Annotated in this window: 15 protein-coding genes and 1 pseudogene; 5 read left to right on the top strand and 11 right to left on the bottom strand. The window is 72.8% G+C overall.

From position 1 onward, the window contains the following. Window positions 1-982 precede the first annotated feature (982 nt). The 3 genes from AC0B9F_RS37290 to AC0B9F_RS37280 form a co-directional block, all read right to left on the bottom strand. The gene (locus tag AC0B9F_RS37290; RefSeq protein ID WP_472010195.1) at window positions 983-1,108 is read right to left on the bottom strand and encodes a hypothetical protein; all 126 of its coding nucleotides are present in this window, start codon (window positions 1,106-1,108) and stop codon (window positions 983-985) included. Between the two features lie 238 nt (window positions 1,109-1,346). Further along, on the bottom strand, window positions 1,347-2,747 hold the full coding sequence (locus tag AC0B9F_RS37285) for an MFS transporter (RefSeq protein ID WP_472010193.1): 1,401 nt from the start codon (window positions 2,745-2,747) through the stop codon (window positions 1,347-1,349). Between the two features lie 530 nt (window positions 2,748-3,277). Beyond that, window positions 3,278-3,436 carry a hypothetical protein gene (locus AC0B9F_RS37280; RefSeq protein ID WP_472010191.1) on the bottom strand — a complete coding sequence of 53 codons (159 nt, stop codon included), beginning with the start codon at window positions 3,434-3,436 and terminating at the stop codon, window positions 3,278-3,280. Window positions 3,437-3,795: 359 nt separating this feature from the next. Here AC0B9F_RS37280 and AC0B9F_RS37275 point away from each other — a divergent pair, with 359 nt between their 5' ends. From AC0B9F_RS37275 to AC0B9F_RS37265, 3 genes and pseudogenes are all read left to right on the top strand, one after another. Further along, window positions 3,796-4,089 carry a hypothetical protein gene (locus AC0B9F_RS37275; protein WP_472010189.1) on the top strand — a complete coding sequence of 98 codons (294 nt, stop codon included), beginning with the start codon at window positions 3,796-3,798 and terminating at the stop codon, window positions 4,087-4,089. Continuing rightward, on the top strand, window positions 4,005-4,760 hold the full coding sequence (locus AC0B9F_RS37270) for a hypothetical protein (RefSeq protein WP_472010187.1): 756 nt from the start codon (window positions 4,005-4,007) through the stop codon (window positions 4,758-4,760). The genes AC0B9F_RS37275 and AC0B9F_RS37270 overlap by 85 nt, the downstream gene beginning before the upstream one ends. 74 nt (window positions 4,761-4,834) lie before the next feature. Further along, window positions 4,835-5,088 (top strand): annotated as a pseudogene (locus AC0B9F_RS37265) (DUF6207 family protein). Here AC0B9F_RS37265 and AC0B9F_RS37260 read toward each other — a convergent pair. From AC0B9F_RS37260 to AC0B9F_RS37250, 3 genes are all read right to left on the bottom strand, one after another. Then, complete coding sequence (locus AC0B9F_RS37260) at window positions 5,037-5,465, bottom strand: hypothetical protein (protein WP_472010185.1); 429 nt, start codon at window positions 5,463-5,465, stop codon at window positions 5,037-5,039. The pseudogene AC0B9F_RS37265 and the gene AC0B9F_RS37260 overlap by 52 nt on opposite strands. A 240-nt stretch (window positions 5,466-5,705) precedes the next feature. Then, window positions 5,706-6,356 carry a response regulator transcription factor gene (locus AC0B9F_RS37255; protein WP_472010183.1) on the bottom strand — a complete coding sequence of 217 codons (651 nt, stop codon included), beginning with the start codon at window positions 6,354-6,356 and terminating at the stop codon, window positions 5,706-5,708. After that, window positions 6,344-7,600 carry a sensor histidine kinase gene (locus AC0B9F_RS37250; protein ID WP_472010181.1) on the bottom strand — a complete coding sequence of 419 codons (1,257 nt, stop codon included), beginning with the start codon at window positions 7,598-7,600 and terminating at the stop codon, window positions 6,344-6,346. The genes AC0B9F_RS37255 and AC0B9F_RS37250 overlap by 13 nt, the downstream gene beginning before the upstream one ends. A 135-nt stretch (window positions 7,601-7,735) precedes the next feature. Here AC0B9F_RS37250 and AC0B9F_RS37245 point away from each other — a divergent pair, with 135 nt between their 5' ends. Then, window positions 7,736-8,251, top strand: coding sequence for a hypothetical protein (locus AC0B9F_RS37245; protein WP_472010179.1), 516 nt, complete (start codon window positions 7,736-7,738; stop codon window positions 8,249-8,251). Window positions 8,252-8,304: 53 nt separating this feature from the next. After that, window positions 8,305-9,021, top strand: a complete 717-nt coding sequence (locus AC0B9F_RS37240) for a class I SAM-dependent methyltransferase (RefSeq protein WP_472010177.1) — start codon at window positions 8,305-8,307, stop codon at window positions 9,019-9,021. A 1,110-nt stretch (window positions 9,022-10,131) separates the two neighbouring features. Here the strand turns inward: AC0B9F_RS37240 and AC0B9F_RS37235 are convergent. The 5 genes from AC0B9F_RS37235 to AC0B9F_RS37215 form a co-directional block, all read right to left on the bottom strand. Beyond that, window positions 10,132-10,890, bottom strand: a complete 759-nt coding sequence (locus AC0B9F_RS37235) for a thioesterase II family protein (RefSeq protein WP_472010175.1) — start codon at window positions 10,888-10,890, stop codon at window positions 10,132-10,134. Next, window positions 10,883-11,869, bottom strand: a complete 987-nt coding sequence (locus AC0B9F_RS37230; protein ID WP_472010173.1) for a DMT family transporter — start codon at window positions 11,867-11,869, stop codon at window positions 10,883-10,885. Before AC0B9F_RS37230 ends, AC0B9F_RS37235 begins: the two co-directional genes overlap by 8 nt. An 86-nt stretch (window positions 11,870-11,955) precedes the next feature. Continuing rightward, complete coding sequence (locus AC0B9F_RS37225) at window positions 11,956-12,960, bottom strand: TauD/TfdA family dioxygenase (RefSeq protein WP_472010171.1); 1,005 nt, start codon at window positions 12,958-12,960, stop codon at window positions 11,956-11,958. Beyond that, window positions 12,957-13,226: a phosphopantetheine-binding protein gene (locus AC0B9F_RS37220; protein ID WP_361621997.1), complete on the bottom strand. Its 270-nt coding sequence runs from the start codon at window positions 13,224-13,226 to the stop codon at window positions 12,957-12,959. Before AC0B9F_RS37220 ends, AC0B9F_RS37225 begins: the two co-directional genes overlap by 4 nt. Beyond that, window positions 13,223-14,842, bottom strand: coding sequence for an AMP-binding protein (locus AC0B9F_RS37215; RefSeq protein WP_472010169.1), 1,620 nt, complete (start codon window positions 14,840-14,842; stop codon window positions 13,223-13,225). The genes AC0B9F_RS37220 and AC0B9F_RS37215 overlap by 4 nt, the downstream gene beginning before the upstream one ends.

Below are 14,842 nucleotides of genomic sequence, written 5' to 3'. Positions count from 1 at the left end.
TGGAACAGTTCCCACAACTCGTCCGGCACCAGCCGTTCAACGATCCCCACCACAACCGGCAGCCTACTCAGCCAAATGAGATGACGTCTAAGGCGCCAAGCAGTCCTCCCGCGGGCGCTGGGGTGCTCCGCGAATGGACTCGCGCGGCATCCCAGCGCTCTGGCGCAGCCGGCCGTGGCGGTGCAGGCGCGATGCATCCACCGAGATCGGACTTATCCCATTTCTTGTCCCTCGCGGGCCCATTCGAGGGCGATCTCTCGTTTTGGTGGCAGTGGTGTGAGCGACAGTAGGTCCTTGACATGTTGATGCTGGTCAGGGGCTGTTTGTGGGTGTTGGGTCGCTGTCGTGGGCGTGAGGGATTGGGTGGAGCTGCGCTGTCCTGGGGCGTTATCTCTTGAGGGGTGATGCTGTCTCAGATTTGTGAGTCCTGATCCGCTGGCCGATGGGTGTTGGTGTGCTCAGGGGGTGGATCACGGAGAGCAGGGCCCGGCCTCGGAAGGGGTGGGTGGTGATGCGAGTGGGGCTTTGCCGGCTGTGTCGGTTCGGGGCGTTGCGGTGGACTGGCGGTGCGCCGTCAGCTGGCCCTGCGGCGGGAGGGGAAGCTCACCACTGGGCAGGTGAGGTCGGCGGCGGACGTGCTCGGGGTTGCGGGAGCGTGCGGTGTGGCGGTGGCTGGCCGCGGCGGAGCGGGATGAGTCCGCGATGGTGACGCCGGGGGAGCGGGCCCGCAGTCACGGGAGGTTCACGGTTACCCAGCAGATCCGTGCTCTGCTGGGGCTGTGGAGGGGGAACGTCGCTGCCGTCCACCGTGAGCTGGCCGCCCGTGCGGCCAGGGGTGAGGGTGAGTCCCCGCCGTCGATTCCTACGCTGCATCGGGCGATCCGTCGTGGTCTGACTCCGGGGGAGCGGGCTGGGCTCGCGGGCGGGGAGCGGGCGGCACGCAGGCATGATGTGTTCCTGGCCGGCCGCGTCCCTGGCGTAATCAGGTGTGGGAGACCGACCACATACAGGCCCCGGTGCTGGTCGATGTCGGTGGCAGGGCCCGCGGGCCGTGGATCACCTGGTTCACCGACTGCGCGACGAACGCGATCGCTGGGGTGGCTGTCACGCCAGGTCGATGAGTGTCTCGTCGAAGCCCGTCTCGCGGGCTCGTGCGTGTAGCCCACAACTTCACCAAGAATGAGCGATCCGCTGGTCGATGACCCAACGCTGTCGCGACGCGCCCTCGAGGCACCTCATCGCCTCCGGCATCCTCGTGAAGCTGGTCATCGCCGCGGCAGCGGGCCGGGCGAGCCGTGCCCTCCCCACTGGTTTTCGGCTGGCCCGCCGGCCGCGCGCTGACCGAGTCAGCGCGACGGTCGCCGCGGGTATGCCGGCGGGCCGGCGAGGGAGCAGGACGGGGGATGATCGCGGGGTGGTGTGCCGGTCAGCACCTCGTTGGAGATGGTGAACCAGGCGAGGAGACCCCCTGTGGCGGCGAGGGCGGCGGTGACCAGCATCGCCGTGTGGAAGCCGGTGGCCAGCGCTTGGGGCTGGGTGAACGTGTCACCGGTGAGCCCGGCGATCGGCGGGAGCAGGGCGACGGCGAGCAGCCCGGCGGTACGGGCCACCGCGTTGTTCACCCCGGAGGCGGTGCCGGCGCGCCGTGAGTCGGCGGCAGCGAGAACCGTGGCAGTCACCGGGGCGACGGTGGCCGCCAGGCCGAGGCCGAACACCACCACCGCGGGCAGCACGGCCGACGGGTAGCCGGCACCGGGCCCGATGCGAGTCATCAGCAGCATCCCGGCCGCGATCAGCAGCGGCCCGACGGTGAGCGGGATCCGCGGCCCGATCCGCTGCGCGAGCGCGCCGGCGCGCGAGGACAGCGCCAGCATCAGCGCGGTCACCGGAAGCAACGCGGCGCCGGCCTGGACCGGTGAGTAGCCCAGCGCGACCTGCAGCACCACCACGAGCAGGAAGAACACCCCGCCCAGCGCGGCGTAGACGACGAAGGTGACCAGGTTGGCAGCGGTGAACTGCCTCGCGGCGAAGATATCCAGCGGCAGCATCGGGTGGGCGCTGCGACGCTCGACCAGCACGAATCCACCCAGCCCCACGATGCCGACCAGCGCCGCGGCCGCCACCAGCGGCGAGCCCAGTCCGCGGGCCGGCCCGTCGACCATCGCATACGTCGCCCCGGCAAGCCCGGCGGTGGCCAGGATCGCGCCGGGGTAGTCGAGCCGGCCCGTGACCGTCTCGTCCCGGCTTTCCGGCACGTGCCGCACCGCCAGCCACCACACCAGCACGCCCAGCGGCAGGTTGAGCAAGAAGATCGCCCGCCAGGAGACCGTCTGCACCAGGTACCCGCCGATCAGCGGGCCGACCGCTGCGGCCACACCCCCGAGGGCGGACCAGGCCCCGATCGCCCGGCCCCGCTCCGCGGGATCGAAGCTCGCCTCGATGATCGCCAGACTGCCCGGCGTGAGCAACGCGCCCCCGATACCCTGCAGCGCCCGCGCCCCGACCAGCACCCCCGCCGTCGGGGCCAGCGCGCACAGCAGCGACGCCACAGCGAACCACACCACCCCGGCCACGAACACCCGCCGCCGTCCCAGCCGGTCACCCAGCGTGCCGGCCAGCAGGATCAGCGCGGCCAGCGTCACCGAGTACCCGGTCACCACCAACTGCAGCGGCCCCACCCCGGCGTGCAGGCTCCGCCCGATCGACGGCAACGCCACGTTCACCACGGTGGCGTCCAGCTGCGCCATCCCTGAACCCAGCACCGTTGCCGCCAACACCCACCGCCCCGCGGACGACGCCACCAGCAACCCACCGCCCGGGCCAGGCGGCCGAGTCTGTCCCTCGGCGGCCGCCGGCCGCCGCCCCCTGGCGCCGCGCCAGTATCGAGCCGACATCACACCTCAACCTAGATCCGCAGCCGCGCGTGCCGCCAGCCCGTCGATGACACTGCACTTACGCCCGGCGCTGGCCCGATGCGCCGGACAGTTTGAGCCCCAGCAGACACAGCATGAGCACGGCGCGGCCTCTTCGCGACCAGGACCGCAAGCCAAGCCCTGGCTGCGGAACCAGCCAAGAGCACACAGCGCTCGCCAGCCGAGCCGCATAGACCTCTACCACTCGCTGCCCCGGTCCGAAACGCGCCGTACCCACGCCAACCGATGCACGACCGGCCCACCGTGGCGACCGGGCCGGCCGTCGCCGTGGGGACCGCAATCGGCGACGGTCGGCGGCATCACACCCTCCGGTTCACCTCAATCGCAGAACCGGTGCTCCCGGTCTATTGACTGCTCGCTCCCGAGGCGGCCGACCCGAGCACGACGACCAGGAGCAGGAGCCCGGCCGCCAGGAGGCGGTCGACCTGACGGCGCTGCGGGCCCTGCGGGAGTCCCGCACCGACGTGGAAGTCCTCGATCTCACAGCCGAGCGGCTGCGCCACCTCTGGGACGCCTTCACCGCAGCGGCCGACCGGGCCCCGCGCCACGCCCTACGCGCGCCGCGACGATGCCGAGAGGGCGCACACGGTGCGCGAGGACGACCAACAAGCGCACCCCCCGCAGGAGGCCGGATCGCACCGCGGCCGGAGGGTCGGCCACTGAGTGCATCCCATGCCGTGCATCCTTCCGCCGTGTTTCCCCTTGACCACGGCCCGTGTCAAGGGGAAACACGCCGCCCCCACTCGCCGTCTCCACCGCACTGGTTCCACCCGATGCACACCACTCCCGCGCCGCCGGCCGCACCGATGGCATCCACTCCCACCGTGGTGCTACCGGTGGCACCGGGTGCGGGGTGCACCGCGTGCGCCAGCAGGGCGAGCCGGCCGACGTCTTCGCCGCCGCGCAGGCCGCCGTCGACGCGCCGGACGGGCTGGGCACCATCGCCTCCTACGCGACCGAGGTGGCGCTGCCCGCGACGGGCACCTGGTCCAACCCCGGCAAGGGCGGCGCCCAGGCGGACATCGTCATCACCGCGCCCAAGGCCGGGGTGCCGCTGCTGTCCGTGTGTTCGTGGAGATCGACAACTGCTTCGAGTCCGCGCAGGTCCTCGCCGCGAAGATCGACAAGTACATGTGGTTCTGCCAGCGGAAGGTGAAGGACGTCGACGGCGAGGAGCGGCCGATGTGGCGCACCCGATGGTGGGTGCCCGACGGCCGGCACGGCGATCAGCCGCACCAGCCGCTGCTGCTCGTCTTGAACCGCGTCGGCCCGCGCAACCCCAACACCGTCATCGCGCAGCTGGCCGAGCTCACCCAGCGGCACTGGCAGGGCACCGCCCACCCCGGCTTCCCCATGTACGACGGCAAGCTGCCCATCGTCGTCACCGGCATGAACCAGCTGAAGGAGCACGGCCCGGCCGGGGCGATCTTCCGGCGCTTCAGCCGGCCGCACAACCAGACGCTCCTCGAGGCGATCGGCAACCCGCGCCGCGAAGCCCACGACGCCCGCCAGCAGGCCGAGTACGCCGCCCGAGAGGGGGAGTACAAGGAGCATCTGCGCCGCATCGCCGCACAGCAGAAGGCCGAGCGGGAAGCCGGCCGTCCCGTGTGCGCCGGCTGCGGCAGCCGGTTCAGCGACGAACGGTGGAAGGCCATCGAGCGCGCCGGGTGGGACGCCCCACGCGAGACCCACCCGCACCTGTGCGACGACTGCAAGCAGCGCGCCATCACCGCCGAACGCCAAGCCGAGCACGGGCACCAGGAACAGGACCAGGCCGTGCCCGAGCAGGAGGCCGGCGGCACCTGGCTCTCCCGCTTCCGCAGCTGACGCGCGACGGGCCCGGCCGCCCAGATCCCTCAGCCGGGTGAACATCCCAGCACCGGCTGAACCGGGCGTCACCCATGGACGTCGACCAGAGCATGAAGCCGATCAGGGACGAACACATCGCGGAACCAGGGCTCGTCGTCGTAGACGTCGCGGCCGCGGACGACGCCACCGCTTTCGCTCTCCAAGAGGCGCTCGCTGGGCGACGGCGACAGATGACCGGACAACCAGGACACCCGGCGAGCCGGGCGTACGGCTGCGCTGCTACCTCGACCTGCGTCAGGAGCTTCCCGCCGTGGTCGGCCCGACCACGAAGCCGACCACGGCGTAGGGCTCATGGCGAGGCAGGTCCTTGCCGAACAGCGGTACCTGCGCTACATCGACGTCCGTGCGGATACGGATGGCGCGGATACGGATGGCCCGGGCCGGGTGCCTGAACCGTCCAGCACTGTCCCGGGTGACGTCGACGGCTACCTCCATCACCACCTCGGGCTCCACCAGGACGACCTCGAGCGTGCGCTGCGTCCCCCAGCCTGCCGAGAACGTCCACCCCTCCCACACCGAGCAGCGCGTTCTCGCCGCCCGAAAGCGCAGTCCGCAGGCGGCCTCGGCCGCTCCCGGCCAGTCCTCCCCGGCTCCGGCCGACTCCCACGCACCGGCGCCGCCGAACCCGGGACGAAGGCGCTGACGCGACGACCGCCCTGACATCACGTCCGCTCCGGACAACAGCCGACCGACCAGCCCGAGCCACCGCGCCCAACCCCGAAGACTGCGAGGACACCAGTGATGACCAGCCCCACCCATGCCATGGCCCTGCGCACGACGGCCACCGCCTTCGGCCCCCAGCGCGGCAAAGCCTGGTGGAGAGCACCTGTCCGAAGGCGTCGCATTCCCCTCTAAGTGCTGCTCTGCACCGTGGTCGACTGGGCATGCGGGCGTGATCGCGCGCTATGCGGTCGCAACGCCCAGGAAGCGCAGCACCGCCAGGACGCGGCGGTGGTCGGCGTCGGCTTTGGGCAGGTCGAGCTTGGTGAAGATGCTGTTGATGTGCTTGGCGACCGCGCTCTCGCTCACGACCAGCTCGGCGGCGATGCCCGAGTTGGACCGGCCGCCCGCCATCAGCTCCAGCACCTCTCGCTCGCGTGGTGTCAGCCGGTCGAGTGGATCGCTGTGCCGGCGCACCAGCAGTTGCGCGACGACCTGCGGGTCGAGCGCGGTGCCGCCGGCCGCCACCCGGCGTACCGCCTCGGCGAACTCCTCGACGTCGGCGACGCGTTGCTTGAGCAGATAGCCGACGCCCGAGGTGTTGGCGGCGAGCAGATCGGCGGCGTACCGCTCCTCCACGTACTGCGACAGCAGGAGCACGGCGGTACGCGGGTACTGGCGGCGGATCACCAGCGCGGCGCGTACTCCCTCGTCGGTGTAGCCGGGCGGCATGCGCACGTCGACCACGGCGATGTCGGGCCGGTGCTCCTCGACGGCTGCCAGCAGCCCTTCTGCGTCGGCGACTTGCGCGCACATCTCGAAGCCGGCCGCCTCCAGCACCTTGACCACGCCGATGCGCAGCAAGAGGGAATCCTCGGCGATCACGGCGCGCACGGCAGCTCCACGGTGATGACGGTCGGGCCCCCGGCGGGGCTGAGGCAGGAGAACGTGCCGTCGACGGACGCGACGCGCTTGGCGAGCCCGGCGAGCCCGGTGCCGCCGGCCGCCGCGAGATCCGCGCCGCCCGCTCCGTCGTCCGCGACGACCACCAGCAGTGTCTCCCCGATCCGCTCCACGGTCACGTCCGCCCGGGTCGCCTGGGCGTGTTTGACCACGTTCGTCAGGGCTTCGGAGACCACGAAGTACGCGACGGCCTCGACCGTGGGTGAGGGGCGCTGCGGCAGGTCCACCGCCACGCGCACCGGGATCGGGAGGCGGGCGGCGACCCCGGACAGCGCGGCGTCGAGGCCGCGGTCCTCAAGGACGGCCGGATGCAGGCCGCGCACCAGGTTGTTCAGCTCGGCGATCGCCTCCTTCGCTTCGCGGTGCGCCTCGTCGATCACCTTGCGGGCGTCCTCCGGCAGGTCGCCGAGGGTGGACCTGGCCAGGCCCAGGTTGACGGCGAGTGAGACGAGGCGCTGCTGTGCGCCGTCGTGCAGGTCGCGCTCGATCCGCCGCCGCTCGGCGTCGGCGGCGTCGAGCACGCCGGCCCGGCTCTCGGCGAGGTCGGCGACCCGGCGGGCCAGCTTCTCCGTGCGGCTGGGGCCGAGCAGGACCTCGGCCGCCCGGGTCTCCAGCCGCACCAGAGCGCCGGTCAGCCGGGGCCCGAGGAACAGCAGGGCGAGGCCGCCGGCGGTGATGTACGCGGCCTGCGTGGTGTACCCGAGGTCGGTGACCCGCCACTGCGGGGGCAGCGCCCAGATCCACACGTAGAGGGAGGCGGCCACGAGAGCCGCGGCCCAGACGGCGAGGACGGCGAGGTCCAGGACGGCGAGCAGCGGACCCGCCACGGCGTGGTAGCAGACCTGCCGCCACAAGGCCCGGCCGGTCAGCCGGCGCACCGCCGACTTCCAGTTGCGTCCCGGCACGGGTACGGCGGGGCGCGGGAGGTCCTTGCCGACGAGCGCCCGGTAGCGCCGCCGCTGCCCGACGGTCAGCAGGGGTGTCACCACGAGCGTGAGCAGCACGGGCAGCGGAGTCACGGCCGGCACCAACGCCGCCATCGTGCCGAGCAGCCAGAGCCACAGTGGCACCACGGCGAGGTGGAGCGGCAGGCCGGCGGCGACGAGCACGGTCCGGTGTCCCGCCCTGCGGAACGGCCGGCCCAGCACCAGCTGCAGCCACGTCGTGAGTTGCATGCGTCAAACGGTAAAGCCGCAGGCCATCCCCGCGCCATGACGCTCCCGCCCGGTTCGGGGGTGCACTTGTCTCCACCCCGGGTCGGAACCCTGCGTGACTGACGGCGCCCTGGTGTGCGGCGGAGGGTGGAGCACGTGAAGAGGAGAGCCGACGGGGAGCGGGGGAAGACGATGCGTCAACTGGTGTTGTGCAATGACGAATTGGCCGGTGCCGAGGGCTTCGACCGCGCCGAGGTCATCCCGCTCCACGAAGAGGCGGAGGAGCCGCGTCCGGCGCGGGGCATGCGGCGGGCCGGGTGGCTGCTGGTCTCCTGCGGGCTCGCCCTGCTGCCGTGGCTGTACGTGCTGGCCACCGGCCTGCCGGCCACCGCGACCGCGGCGCACTGGCCGGTCGCCTGGGTCGGGCTCGACGCGCTGGAGGCGCTCGGCCTGATCGCCACCGGCCTCCTCGCCGCCCGCGGCGACCGGCGGCACGCCCTGGCAGCCGCCGCGACCGCGACGCTGCTTGTGGTGGACGCCTGGTTCGACACCACGACCGCGGCCCCGGGCGGCGACTTCGCCACCGCGCTCTCCATGGCGCTCGGCGCCGAGCTGCCGCTCGCCGCGCTGTGCGGCCGGCTGGCGCTGCGGACGCTGAGCCGGCCCGCGTGACGCCGACCGCCCAGCCACATGCCACGGACCGAATCGATCCACCGGAGAACACCATGCACCGCATCACCGCCGCCCCCGTCGCCCCTATCCCGGCCCGGACCCGCTGGGCGGTCGCCGCCGGCGTCGGCGCCGCGTTGGCCGCCGCCTGGTGGCTGGGCGACACGGCGCCCTATCCCTACGCCCAACGCGGCCTCCTCGACGTGCCGTTGCCGTTCCTGACAGCGGACCGGATGGACGCCGTACTGCAACCGCGGCCGGGGGAGCGGATCCTGGAGATCGGCCCGGGGACGGGCCTGCAGTCGCTGCACGTCGCCCCGCAGCTCGGGCCGGAGGGACGGCTCGATGTGCTCGACATCCAGCAGGAGATGCTCGACCACGTGATGTGCCGCGCCGAGCGCGACGGCCTGGCGACGATCAGGCCCACCCGCTCGGACGCACGTGAACTGCCCTACGCCGACGGGACATTCGACGCCGTATACGCCGTGACCGCGCTCGGCGAGATCCCCGAGCCGGATCGGGTACTGCGAGAGGCGGCACGGGTGCTGGCACCAGGCGGGCGGCTGGTGATCGGCGAGTTCTTCGACCGGCACTGGATCCCCTTCGGCCGGCTGCACCGGCTCGCCGACGCCGCCGGCCTCCACCTGACCGAGCGCCGAGGCCCAAGCCCGGCATACCTCGCCCGCTTCGGACCCTGCAGAGCCGACGCGCCAGGCCACCAGAGCGAGCGCCTCGCCCACAGCGACCGGGACAGCAACGACCGGGGAACGTGAGCACCGCACGCAGCGACCGCGATCACCGAGCTGAACAACCGGGCGCGCGGTAGGCCGCTCCAGGAGGCGAGGGGGCTCCCCGCCCCAACCGCGGCCAGCCACGAAAACTGCGGCGCCCCCGCAAGGTGAGAGGGGAGTCCTGCGGCTTCTGCTGCGTCATTCCGGTCTCCGATCGTGCCTCTACCGCGAGGCGATGACGGCGAAGGACTACAGCCAGGCGGTGCCCGTAGTCGTCACCACCCTGGAGCAGCTCCAGGAGCACGGCGCGGACGCGGCGGTGTGGCGGCGGCTGGGACGCAGGGGCGAGCAGACGCGGACGGCCGCGCTCGACAATCCCTACGGCGATGCCCTCTTCCGCGAGCGGGAGGCCCGCGCCGAAGCGGAGGACAACCGGCGCCGTGCCGCTGAGCCGAGGCGCAGCGCCCTGTGTGCAAGCGGTGCGGGCAGAAGTTCACCGGCCAGCGCTGGGAGGAGACCACCGCGCCCAAGACTGCCTGGAAAGCCGGGGTCGTGTCCGTGTGCGGCGACTGCCACGCCGACGACGTCGCCCGCGAGGAAGCCGCCGTTGATTCCGCCCGCATCCAGGCCGCCACGCCACCGGAGCCGGAGCACGACCACGACCTGGAGCCGGGCAAGCTCCGAGGTCTGTTCCGCCGCTGTGGCTGCCCCCCCCACAGGGCGACGCCGCCCCCGCCCGCCGGACGCGGGGGAAAGAACGGCGTCGGCGCGCAGCGGCCCGGGTCAGGCCGGGGGCGGCCTGCTTCGACAGCGCGGCGAGTGGGAGCGCCGGCCTTTCTCGACCGTGCGCAGCTGCTCCCAGTCGACTTCCGGGTGTGCGGGGATGACCCGCGTCGACGGAGGCCGCGGTGTAGAGCGCGACCTCGACGGCCCCGGCCCGGCTGGTGCCGAAGCGGACCTCGATCGACTGTGGGGGAGCGGACCCAGCCGAGCCGCACCATCCAGTCGAACTCGACCCTGCGCACCCGGAGCCGGGCGGCGGCCTGTTCGGGTCCGAGGGGGTGTCGTCGGCGACCAGGTCCGCCAAAGAGCCGTGGAGCCCCGGGGGGCGAACCCCCGGGGCTCCCCCCGAACCCCGTAGGCGCGGCGGGCTCACCCGCGCCGGTGCGGCTCTCCGGCCGGGGTGTTCGCCTCCGTGCGGGTGTGCAGTTCCGCCGTCAGCCGGTCCGCGACCGTCGGCACGTGGTCCCACAGGAACCAGTGGCCGCCCGGGTAGATCCACAGGCCGCCCGGATCGGTGCTGTGCTGCAGCCAGCCCGCCGTCTCCCGCGGTGTGGTGAGGGGGTCGTCGCGGCCTCCGAGGGCGACGAGGGGCAGCGGCAGCGGCGGCCGGTCCAGGTGGAGGTGCTCCCCGCCGAGCAGGACGTCGTCCCGCAGCCGTTCCCGTACCAGGTCGACGAACTCGGGGTCCTCAGCGGCCGCCGCCAGGTCACCGCCGCACGAGCGCAGGTACGCCGCCGTGCTCTGCGGTACGTCCGGGTCGACGGCGGGGCGGAAGCCGTACTGGGGCGCCGCCCGGCCCGAGACGACGAGGACCGCGGGCGGCGGGCAGTCCAGGGCCAGCAGCGCGGCGGCGGTCTCGTAGGCGACGAGCGCGCCCATGCTGTGCCCGAACAGGCCGTAACCCGCGGCCGGGCGGTGGCCCTCGTCCTCGGCCACCCGCCGCGCCAGGTCGGCGGCCAGCCGGCGGATGCCGCCCGCGCCGACGTACTCGGCCGGCCGCCAGCCCAGCGGAACGGCCTCGACGGTGTCCGGCCACCGCTCCGTCAGCCGCCGGTAGGCCCCGGCGCCACCGCCTGCGTAGGGCAGCAGGTAGTAGCGCCGGGCGACGCCCGGCCGGCCGTCAGCCACGGCCCGGCCCGCTCTCGGGTACGGCGGCCTGCTCACCCGCCGGCACCGCAGCGCCGTTCGCACCCGCGTCGGCGCCGGGCGGGCGGAGGCGGCCGAGGGCGGCCTTCAGGTGCGGCCCGCCCAGGATGACCGCGTTGGCCGACAGGACCACCAGGACGCCCAGTACGGCGAGCAGGCTCCAGTGGTAGTCCTCGAAGACCGTCGACAGCGACAGGGACACCAGCGGGAAGACGACGGTCGCGAAGGCCGCCCGGTCGGGACCGATCCGGGCCAGCAGCGTCAGATAGGTGACGAAGGCGATGGCCGAGCCGAACACCGACAGGTACACCAGACCGGCCACATACTTGAACGAGGGCTCGACGGTGAAGGAGTTGCCCGCCACCAGGCAGCCCAGGCTGGTGAACAGGCCGCCGTACAGCATGCTCCAGGCGGTGGACTGTACGACCGGCAGCCCGGCGCGGGCCTGGTTCCAGGAGGAGGCGATATTGCCGAAGGAGAACAGCAGCGTCGCGCCGAGCCCGAGCAGCAGCCCGGTCACCAGCCCCGAGCCGGCCTCGGTGCCGGCGATGTCGTCCGCGAAGACCATGGCGAGACCGCACAGCCCGGCGAGCGCGCCGAGGACGACCGTGCGGGAGATGGGCCGCTTGAGGAAGATGCGCCCGTTGACGATGTTGAAGCCCACCGACAGGCAGAAGATGATCGACACCAGCCCGGACACGAGGTGCTGCGAGCAGTAGTAGAAGAGCACGTAGTTGGTCGAGTACATCAGCAGGCCGACGAGGGCGAAGCGCAGATGGCTGCGGACCGTGAACCGCATCGGCAGCCGGCGGACCGTGGTCCACACGAACATGCACAGGGCCGCCAGCAGAAACCGGTACGCGACCGACACCGCCGGATCCACGCTGCCGAGCTGCAGTTTGATGCCGATCCACGTCGTGCCCCAGAACAGCACGATCACGGCGTACAGCACGATGTTCACGAAAGCTCTTCCCTTGTCGTCGTACTCGTCCGCGGGTGCGGTCGCCCGGCGCGGGCCGGTGTGCTCCGCGCCGGGCGGCCGTCCGGCTACCAGCCGGGGGTGGCCACGACGGCAGGTGGCGCGAAGGCCGTGCCGTCGGTGGGGTCGGTCATCGTGACCAGGATGCGCCGCTGCCCTCGGTAAGGCCTGCGCCCGTGGGCCACGGCGATGTTGTCGACGACCATGACGTCACCGGCCCGGTAGGGCTCGGCGACGGTCGCGGCGTCGTAGGCGGCGCGTATCTCCTCGATGACCTCGCGGGGTATCGGGGAGCCGTCGCCGTACAGGGTGTTGTACGGCAGCGTGTCCTCGCCCAGTTCCTCGGCGAACTCCTGCAGTTCGGGTTCGAGGTTCCAGCGGTTGAAGAACACGCCGTGGTTGAACCAGCTGTCCTCGCCGGTCTGCGGATGCCGGATGGCCGCCCAGCGCCGGTAGCGCACCCGCACGGTGTCGCCGTCGCGGCGCACCGCCATGTGGTGGTCGGCGCAGTACTTCTCCAGCTCCTCGAAGGTGTCGACGCCGTACACGGACTGCCAGCTGAAGCCGATGCCGGTGCCGAAGGTGCGCTGGTAGATCCACCCCTCGGAGGTGAACCGCTCGCGCAGCGCCGGGTCGAGCGCGCGGTGGACGCGGCGTGTGTCGCACACCGGTGTCTCGCCGCCCTCCTGCGCGGGCGTGCCGCACCAGAAGTACAGGTGGCGGGGCCAGTGCAGGACGTGGGAGCTCTCGTTGTGCACGAAGATCGAGCGGTCGGGCGGGTACTCGGTGGAGGTGAACACCTTGCCCGCCACATGGGAGCGGGGGGTGGCGCGCTCGGTGTACTCGGCCCAGGAACCGCCACTCAGGGCGCGGACGACGTCCTCGAAGGCGCGCTCGTCCGGCACGGGGAAGCCGCGCAGGACCACCGCGCCGTGGTGGTGCAGCGCGGTCCGTAACGGCTCGGCGTGGGCGGCGGCCCAGCCGGTGGCGTCCCGGACGCCGTCCGCGGTCACGATCAGCGGGAACGTGCCGTGCGTGGTGCAGTCGTCGAGGGTGATCGCGCCGTCGGTCATGCGGGCTGCTCCTCCTCGGCGGTGGCGTCCAGTTGTGCGGTGTACTCGGCGAACCGCGGGGCGGTGAACAGCAGTTTGAGCGGCACGTGCCGGTCCAGGGCCGTGCGCAGCCGCACCGTCGCCTGGTAGGCGAGCAGCGAGTTGCCGCCCAGGTCGTCGAAGAAGTGCTGGTCCGCGCCGGGCGGGGGACAGCCCAGGACGTCCGTCCAGACCTGTGCCACCTGGGCCGCGGTATCCGTGGCGCGGGTGTCGTTCGCTGAAGTCAACGCATCTCCTCTTGGACGTGTGCGCGGGAAGCATGGGCGGGTGCGGCTGGCGCGGAAGGGCTCGGCACGGAAGGGACCGGCGCGGAAGGGACCGGTACGGATGTGTCCTGTACGGAGGCATCCTGTGCGGGTTCGCCGGGCGCCGGCGGCGTGCCGGCCGGGCGGGGTGCGTCCGCCAGCCGTGCCCGGTCGATCTTGCCGCCCGCGGTGCGGGGCAGGGCCGTGACGACGCGCAGCCGACGCGGCGCCACCGGACCCATGAGCCGTTCGGTGAGCGTGCCGCGCAGCGCTCGTACGTCGAGATCGGCGCGGCGGCTCTCCACCACCAGGTCGAGCGCGGTGCCGTCCGGGCCGGGCACGGCCAGGGCGACGGCGGCGGTCACGCCGGGGAACGAGGCGGCGATCGTCTCGATCTCCCCGAGCTCGACCCGGACACCGCCGACCTTCACCTGGTCGTCGGCCCGCCCGAGGAACAGCAGGTCGCCGTCCGGCAGCCGGCGCACCAGGTCGCCGGTGCGGAAGGTGCGGCCGTGCCGGTCGTGGCCGAAGCGGTCGCCGGCCGGGTCGGCCGGGTCCAGGTAGCCGAAGCCGACTCCGGTGCCGCCGATGAGCAGTTCCCCGGCGTCCGGGCCGAGGCCGGGCACCGGCAGCAGGGTGAGCCGGGTGCCGTCGATGGCCCGGCCGATGGGCACGGGGCCGTCCGGCAGGGGTGGGGTGCAGGGGTGGTGGGTGGAGTCGACGCAGGTCTCCGCGGGTCCGTACTGGTTGACCAGGTGGGTGTGGGGGGCCTGGCGCAGCACGCGCTGGGCGAGGGTACCGCGCAGTTGCTCGCCGCCCGAGTAGAGCAGGCGCAGCGAGGTCCACCCGGCGAGCAGTCCGGACATCTCGACCAGGGAGAGCACCGAGGGGACGAAATGGGCCACGGTGGCCCGGTGCCGTACGGCCGACTCCACCGCCTCCTCGGGATCGGTGTACTGGCCGTCCTCGGTGAGCAGCAGGGCGGCTCCGTGCAGCAGGGCGGCCGCTGCCTCCCACACCGCGAAGTCGAAGGAGACCGCGGTGTGCTGCAGCAGCACGTCGTCGGCGGTGAGCGGATAGCACCGCTGGCTCCAGTCGAGCCGGGCGGTGAAGCCCTCGGCGGTGAGCACGGTCCCCTTGGGTGTGCCGGTGCTGCCGGAGGTGAAGACGACGTAGGCCGCCTGGCCGCTGGGCCAGCGCAGCGGCTCGGGCAGCTCGCCGTGCCGGCGCCGGTCGACCCGGCCGATGCGGGCGGCGGAGGCGTCGCCGGAGACGAGCAGGGCCCGGCCGGCGAGTTGCCGCAGGACGTGCTCGCGCCGGGCGGGTGACTCGTGGGCGCGCAGCGGTACGTAGGCCAGGCCCAGCCGCCAGGCCGCGAGCATGGCGGCGAGGTGGCGCGGGGAGCGTTCGGCCTCCACGACCACGCAGTCCTCGGCGCGCAGCCGGGCGGCGAGGGAGCGGGTGGCCGCCTCGGTCAGCGCGGCCAGTTCCGCGTAGGTGGTGCGCCGGCCGTCCGGTCCGATCACGGCCGTGCGATCGGGCGCGGCGGTCGCGACCGCACGGAAGCGTTCGTGGAAGCTCTCGGTGTGCTCGGTCAT

This window comes from Streptomyces sp. NPDC097129, from assembly GCF_055668065.1.
Note: the sequence above shows the minus strand (reverse complement) of the source record. Positions and strands in the feature narration are given on the sequence as shown.

Excerpts from the sequence above, each read along its gene's own strand:
- AC0B9F_RS37285 (WP_472010193.1), bottom strand. The coding sequence starts at position 2,747 with ATGGCGCAGCTGGACGCCACCGTGGTGAACGTGGCGTTGCCGTCGATC.
- AC0B9F_RS37260 (WP_472010185.1), bottom strand. The coding sequence starts at position 5,465 with ATGTCAGGGCGGTCGTCGCGTCAGCGCCTTCGTCCCGGGTTCGGCGGC.
- AC0B9F_RS37250 (WP_472010181.1), bottom strand. The coding sequence starts at position 7,600 with ATGCAACTCACGACGTGGCTGCAGCTGGTGCTGGGCCGGCCGTTCCGC.
- AC0B9F_RS37240 (WP_472010177.1), top strand. The coding sequence starts at position 8,305 with ATGCACCGCATCACCGCCGCCCCCGTCGCCCCTATCCCGGCCCGGACC.
- AC0B9F_RS37225 (WP_472010171.1), bottom strand. The coding sequence starts at position 12,960 with ATGACCGACGGCGCGATCACCCTCGACGACTGCACCACGCACGGCACG.
- AC0B9F_RS37215 (WP_472010169.1), bottom strand. The coding sequence starts at position 14,842 with ATGACCGAGCACACCGAGAGCTTCCACGAACGCTTCCGTGCGGTCGCG.